The organism is Mycobacterium sp. UM_CSW (genome assembly GCF_000455205.1).
Lineage (GTDB): Bacteria > Actinomycetota > Actinomycetes > Mycobacteriales > Mycobacteriaceae > Mycobacterium.
Map to the genome: position 1 here is coordinate 1 of NZ_AUWQ01000105.1, position 5,947 is coordinate 5,947.

Annotated in this window: 6 protein-coding genes; all 6 read left to right on the forward strand. The window is 68.1% G+C overall.

What is annotated here, in order from left to right; translation table 11 throughout:
• The coding region (locus N415_RS26710) for an FHA domain-containing protein (protein ID WP_152531600.1) at positions 1-887 on the forward strand (887 nt) is incomplete at its 5' end.
• Between the two features lie 128 nt (positions 888-1,015).
• Entirely contained in the window at positions 1,016-1,483 is a 468-nt protein-coding gene (locus N415_RS26715; RefSeq protein WP_067154186.1) for an FHA domain-containing protein, read from the forward strand.
• Positions 1,480-2,988, forward strand: coding sequence for a protein phosphatase 2C domain-containing protein (locus N415_RS26720; protein ID WP_068188184.1), 1,509 nt, complete (start codon positions 1,480-1,482; stop codon positions 2,986-2,988). Before N415_RS26715 ends, N415_RS26720 begins: the two co-directional genes overlap by 4 nt.
• The gene (locus tag N415_RS26725) at positions 2,985-4,394 is read left to right on the forward strand and encodes an FtsW/RodA/SpoVE family cell cycle protein (RefSeq protein WP_068188189.1); all 1,410 of its coding nucleotides are present in this window, start codon (positions 2,985-2,987) and stop codon (positions 4,392-4,394) included. Before N415_RS26720 ends, N415_RS26725 begins: the two co-directional genes overlap by 4 nt.
• Positions 4,391-5,869: a D,D-transpeptidase PbpA gene (pbpA, locus tag N415_RS26730; RefSeq protein ID WP_068188192.1), complete on the forward strand. Its 1,479-nt coding sequence runs from the start codon at positions 4,391-4,393 to the stop codon at positions 5,867-5,869. The genes N415_RS26725 and pbpA overlap by 4 nt, the downstream gene beginning before the upstream one ends.
• The coding region (locus tag N415_RS32985) for a hypothetical protein (RefSeq protein ID WP_239645713.1) at positions 5,866-5,947 on the forward strand (82 nt) is incomplete at its 3' end. The genes pbpA and N415_RS32985, both read left to right, overlap by 4 nt.

Below are 5,947 nucleotides of genomic sequence, written 5' to 3' on the forward strand. Positions count from 1 at the left end.
GCGGCTACCCCCCGCAGGCCGGCTACCCCGACCAGGGCGGCTACCAAGGGCAGAGCGGCTACCCCGAGCAAGGGCCGGGTGGCGGCTACCCGCCCTCCTATGAGCAGCGTCCGCCCGCCCCCGGTGGCTACGGCGGACAGGGTTACGACCAGGGCTACCGGCAGGGCGGCGGATACGGCCCACCCGGCGGCGGCCAGCCCGGCGGTGGCCAGCAGGGCTACGGCGGCGGCTACGAATACGGTCGCGGCCCGGCTCGCCCGGATGAGGCGGGCTATGCGCCGCCGGCCCCGCAGGCCGCGCCCGAGCAGCGGCCGCCCTACCCCGAGCAAGGCGGCGGGTACGAGCAGGGCTACCCGCAGGGCGGTGGATACGGCCAGCAGGAGTACGGCGCGGGCGACTACACCCAGTACGCCGAAAGCGTTCCGGGCGGTGGCTACCCCCCGCAGGGCGGCGGATACCCCGAGACCCAGCACCGCGACTACGAATACGGCGGCCAGGCCGCGGAGTACGGCCAGCCGGCCGACTACGGTGCGGCGGACTACGGGCAGCCGGCGGGCGCGGGCTACGGCGGTTACGGCCAGGGCGGCTATGGGGCCGCCGGAGCGGCGGTGACCCTGCAGCTCGACGACGGCAGTGGCCGGACCTACCAGCTGCGCGAGGGCTCCAACATCATCGGCCGCGGCCAGGACGCCCAGTTCCGGTTGCCGGACACCGGGGTGTCGCGGCGTCACCTGGAGATCCGCTGGGACGGGCAGGTCGCGCTCCTTTCCGACCTCAACTCGACGAACGGCACGACCGTCAACAACGCACCGGTACAGGAGTGGCAGTTGGCCGACGGCGACGTCATCCGTCTGGGCCACTCGGAGATCATCGTTCGCATCCACTAGACGCACCGGGCTCAAAGCTGCCGTGCTTCGCCCCGCGGCGACGACCGTCCAAGTATCGTGACGTTGCTGATGTGCTCGGTGTCACGGGCGCGACGAGGGGTGCGGCGCCAGGACGGAAAGGACGCCAGATGCAGGGACTAGTACTGCAGCTGACGCGTGCCGGATTTTTAATGTTGTTATGGGTATTCATCTGGTCCGTGTTGCGGGTCCTGCGGACCGACATATATGCGCCCACGGGGGCCGTCATGGTGCGCCGCGGTTTGGCGTTGCGCGGCACCCTGCTGCCCGCACGCCAGCGCCGCACCGCCGCACGCTATCTGGTGGTGACCGAGGGGGCGTTGATGGGCGCTCGGATCACCCTCAGCGGGCAGCCGGTGTTGATCGGCCGCGCTGACGACTCGACCCTGGTGCTCACCGACGATTACGCCTCGACGCGGCATGCCCGGCTGTCTCAGCGTGGCTCGGAATGGTATGTCGAGGATCTAGGATCGACCAACGGCACTTACCTTGACAGGGCGAAGGTGACGACTGCGGTACGGGTTCCCATCGGCACGCCGATTCGGATCGGCAAGACGGCGATTGAGCTGCGCCCGTGAGCCTGGTCCTGCGATATGCGGCCCGCAGCGACCGCGGCCTGGTACGCGCAAACAATGAAGATTCTGTCTACGCCGGCGCCCGGCTGCTGGCTCTCGCCGACGGCATGGGCGGTCACGCGGCCGGTGAGGTGGCCTCGCAATTGGTGATCGCCGCGCTGGCCCACCTCGACGACGACGAACCCGGTGGCGACCTGCTCGCCAAACTCGATGCGGCGGTGCGCGCGGGCAATGCGGCCATCGCCGCCCAGGTCGAGATGGAGCCCGACCTGGAAGGAATGGGCACCACGCTCACCGCAATCCTGTTCGACGGCAACCGAATTGGGCTGGTGCACATCGGGGACTCCCGTGGCTATCTGCTGCGCGACGGCGAGCTGGTCCAGATCACCAAGGACGACACGTTCGTTCAAACCCTCGTCGACGAGGGCCGCATCACCCGCGAAGAGGCACACAGCCACCCCCAGCGATCGCTGATCATGCGGGCGCTGACGGGCCACGAGGTGGAGCCCACGCTGACCATGCGCGAGGCGCGCGCCGGCGACCGCTACCTGCTGTGCTCCGACGGACTGTCCGACCCGGTCAGCGACGAGACCATCCACGAGGCGCTGCAGATCCCCGACGTCGCCGAAAGTGCTTACCGTCTCATCGAATTGGCGCTGCGGGGCGGCGGACCGGACAACGTGACCGTGGTGGTCGCCGACGTCGTCGACTACGACTACGGTCAAACCCAGCCGATTCTGGCCGGCGCGGTATCCGGCGACGACGACCAACTGACCACCCTGCCCAATACCTCCGCCGGGCGCGCCTCGGCCATCAGGCCCCGCGACGAGGTTGCCAAACGCGTTCCGCCGCAAGAGGAACCGTCCCGGCGGCAGCGGTGGTCACGTCGACGGATGGCGATCGTCGTCACCCTGATGGTGCTGCTGGTGCTGGCGGGCCTAGGAATCGGCCGAGCCATCATCCGCAGCAACTACTACGTCGCCGAATACCACGGCATGGTGTCGATCTTGCGGGGTATCCAAGGGTCGCTGCTGGGAATGTCGCTGCACGAACCTTATTTGATCGGCTGCCTGAACGCCCGCAACGAGTTGTCGTTGATCGGTTTCAGTCAGAGCGGGGGCCATCTGGACTGTCGCCTGATGCAGCTGCAGGATCTGCGCCCGCCCGAGCGCGCCCAGGTTCAGGCCGGACTGCCCACCGGGAGCCTCGACGACGCGATCGCCCAATTGCGCGAACTGTCCGCCAACTCCCTGCTGCCACCCTGCCCGCCGCCCCGCGCCACCTCCCCGCCGGCGCCGCAGGCCCCGCCGACCACGGGCAGCAGCACCGAGCCGAATCCCACAGCGCCCCCGACCACTTCCAGCGGCAGTCCGCCCACCAGCGCCACCCCGACCAGCGGTCCCGCCCCGACCGCGCCCGCGACCACGTCGCCCACCACGTCCCCCACGGTGACTGCGCTCCCGCCACCTCCACCTAAGCCGGGCATCGACTGCCGGGCGGTGGCATGACCACACAACTTCAGCCGCCGGTCGCGGTGACTCCTCCGCTGCCCACTCGGCGCAATGCCGAGCTGCTGTTGTTGTTCTTCGCCGGGTTGATAACCGTCGCCGCGTTGCTCATCGTCCAGGCCAACCAGGAAAGGGACCTGCACTGGAACCTGGTGACCTACGGGCTCATCTTTCTGGTCATGTTCGGTAGCGCGCACCTGGCCATCCGGCGCTTCGCTCCCTACACCGACCCGCTGCTGCTGCCAATTGTGGCCCTGCTCAACGGACTTGGCTTGGTGATGATCCACCGGCTCGACCTCGTCAACAACGAGCTGAGCGGCCGTCGTCACCCCAGCGCCACCCAGCAACTGATGTGGACGGTGGTCGGAGTGGCCGCCTTCGCGTTGGTGGTCACCTTCTTGAAAGACCATCGACAGCTCGCGCGCTACGGCTACATATGCGGCGTCGTGGGTCTGGTTTTCCTGGCGATCCCCGCGGTGCTACCGGCATCGCTGTCCGAACAGAATGGCGCCAAGATCTGGATTCGCTTGCCGGGCTTCTCGATTCAGCCGGCGGAGTTCTCCAAGATCCTGCTGCTGATCTTCTTCTCCGCGGTGCTGATCGCCAAGCGGGGTCTGTTCACCAGCGTCGGCAAGCATTTCATGGGGATGACCCTGCCCCGGCCCCGAGACCTCGCGCCGCTGTTGGCCGCCTGGGTGATCTCCATTGGCGTGATGGTCTTCGAAAAAGACCTCGGCACTTCGCTGTTGCTCTACGCGTCCTTTCTCGTGGTCGTCTACCTCGCCACCCAGCGCTTCAGTTGGGTCGTCATCGGACTGGTGCTGTTCGCCGCGGCAAGCGTTGTGGCGTACTTCCTTTTCGAGCACGTTCGCGTTCGGGTGCAGATGTGGTGGGACCCGTTCTCGGATCCCGACGGCAGCGGCTATCAGCTCGTGCAGGCGATGTTCAGCTTTGCCACTGGCGGCATTTTCGGCACCGGGCTGGGAAACGGCCAACCCGATACGGTGCCGGCGGCGTCGACGGACTTCATCATCGCTGCGTTCGGTGAAGAGCTCGGGCTGGTGGGCTTCGCGGCGCTTCTCATGCTGTACACGATCGTCATCGTGCGCGGCCTGCGCACGGCGATCGCGACGCGCGAAAGCTTCGGCAAGCTGCTCGCCGCGGGTCTGGCCTCGACGCTGGCCATCCAGCTGTTCATCGTCGTCGGCGGCGTGACCCGGCTGATTCCGCTGACCGGGTTGACCACGCCGTGGATGTCGTACGGCGGCTCGTCGCTGCTGGCCAACTACATCCTGCTGGCCATCCTGGCGCGCATCTCGCACAGCGCCCGACGACCCCTGCGCACCCGCGCCCGCAACACCTCGCCAATCGCGGCGGCCGGCACCGAGGTGATCGAGCGGGTATGAACGCCTCCCTCCGCCGGATCTCGGTGACCGTGATGGCGCTGGTCGTGCTGCTGTTGCTCAACGCCACCATGACGCAGGTCTTCGCCGCCGACGGGCTGCGTGCCGACCCGCGCAACCAGCGAGTCCTGCTCGACGAGTACTCGCGGCAACGCGGCCAGATCGTCGCGGGCGGTCAGCTGCTGGCGTACTCCGTGGCCACCGACAGCCGCTTCCGTTTCCTGCGGGTCTATCCGGATCCCGCCGTGTACGCGCCCGTCACCGGCTTTTACTCACTGCGCTACTCCAGCACGGGACTGGAACGCACCGAGGACCCGGTGCTGAACGGGTCGGACGAGCGGCTGTTCGGGCGCCGGCTGGCCGACTTCTTCACCGGTCGCGATCCCCGGGGCGGCAACGTCGACACCACCATCGTTCCGCGGGTCCAACAGGCGGCCTGGGATGCCATGCAGCAGGGCTGCGGTGGGCCGGCGTGCAAGGGCGCCGTCGTCGCGCTGGAGCCGTCCACCGGCAAGATCCTGGCCATGGTGTCGTCGCCGTCCTACGACCCCAACCTGCTCGCGTCGCACGATGCCCAGGTGCAATCGCAGGCTTGGCAACGGCTTCGGGACGATCCCGACAATCCGATGACCAATCGCGCCATCTCCGAGACCTACCCACCCGGCTCGACGTTCAAGGTCATCACCACCGCGGCGGCGCTGCAGGCCGGGGCGACCGACACCCAGCAGTTGACCGCGGCGTCCTCCATTCCGCTGCCCGGCAGCACGGCCACCCTGGAGAATTACGGCGGCACGCCGTGCGGCAATGCGCCGACGGTGTCGCTCAGCCAGGCGTTCGCCCTGTCGTGCAACACCGCGTTCGTCCAGCTGGGCCTCCTGACCGGCGCCGACGCGCTGCGCAGCATGGCGCACTCGTTCGGGCTGGACAGCACCCCCAGCGTCATCCCGCTGCAGGTCGCGGAGTCCACCATCGGGATCATCCCGGACGCCGCGGCGTTGGGGATGTCCAGCATCGGTCAGAAGGATGTGGCCCTCACACCGCTCGAGAACGCCGAGATCGCCGCTACCATCGCGAACCGCGGGGTGACGATGCAGCCCTATCTGATCGATAGCCTCAAGGGGCCGGACCTGTCCAACATCAGTACCACCGCGCCCTACCAACAGCGCCGCGCGGTGTCACCGCAGGTCGCCGCTAAGCTAACAGAGCTGATGGTCGGCGCCGAGAAGGTCGCGCAGCAGAAAGGGGCGATTCCCGGCGTGCAGATTGCATCCAAGACGGGTACCGCTGAGCATGGCACCGACCCACGTAACACTCCGCCGCACGCGTGGTACATCGCGTTCGCGCCCGCGCAGACACCGAAGGTTGCCGTGGCGGTGCTGGTGGAGAACGGCGGCGACCGCTTGTCCGCGACCGGGGGCGCGCTTGCCGCACCGATCGGCCGGGCGGTGATCGAGGCCGCGCTACAGGGAGGACCATGAGCCCGCGAGTTGGTGTGACGCTGTCTGGCCGGTACCGCCTGCAGCGCCTCATCGCCACCGGTGGCATGGGCCAGGTGT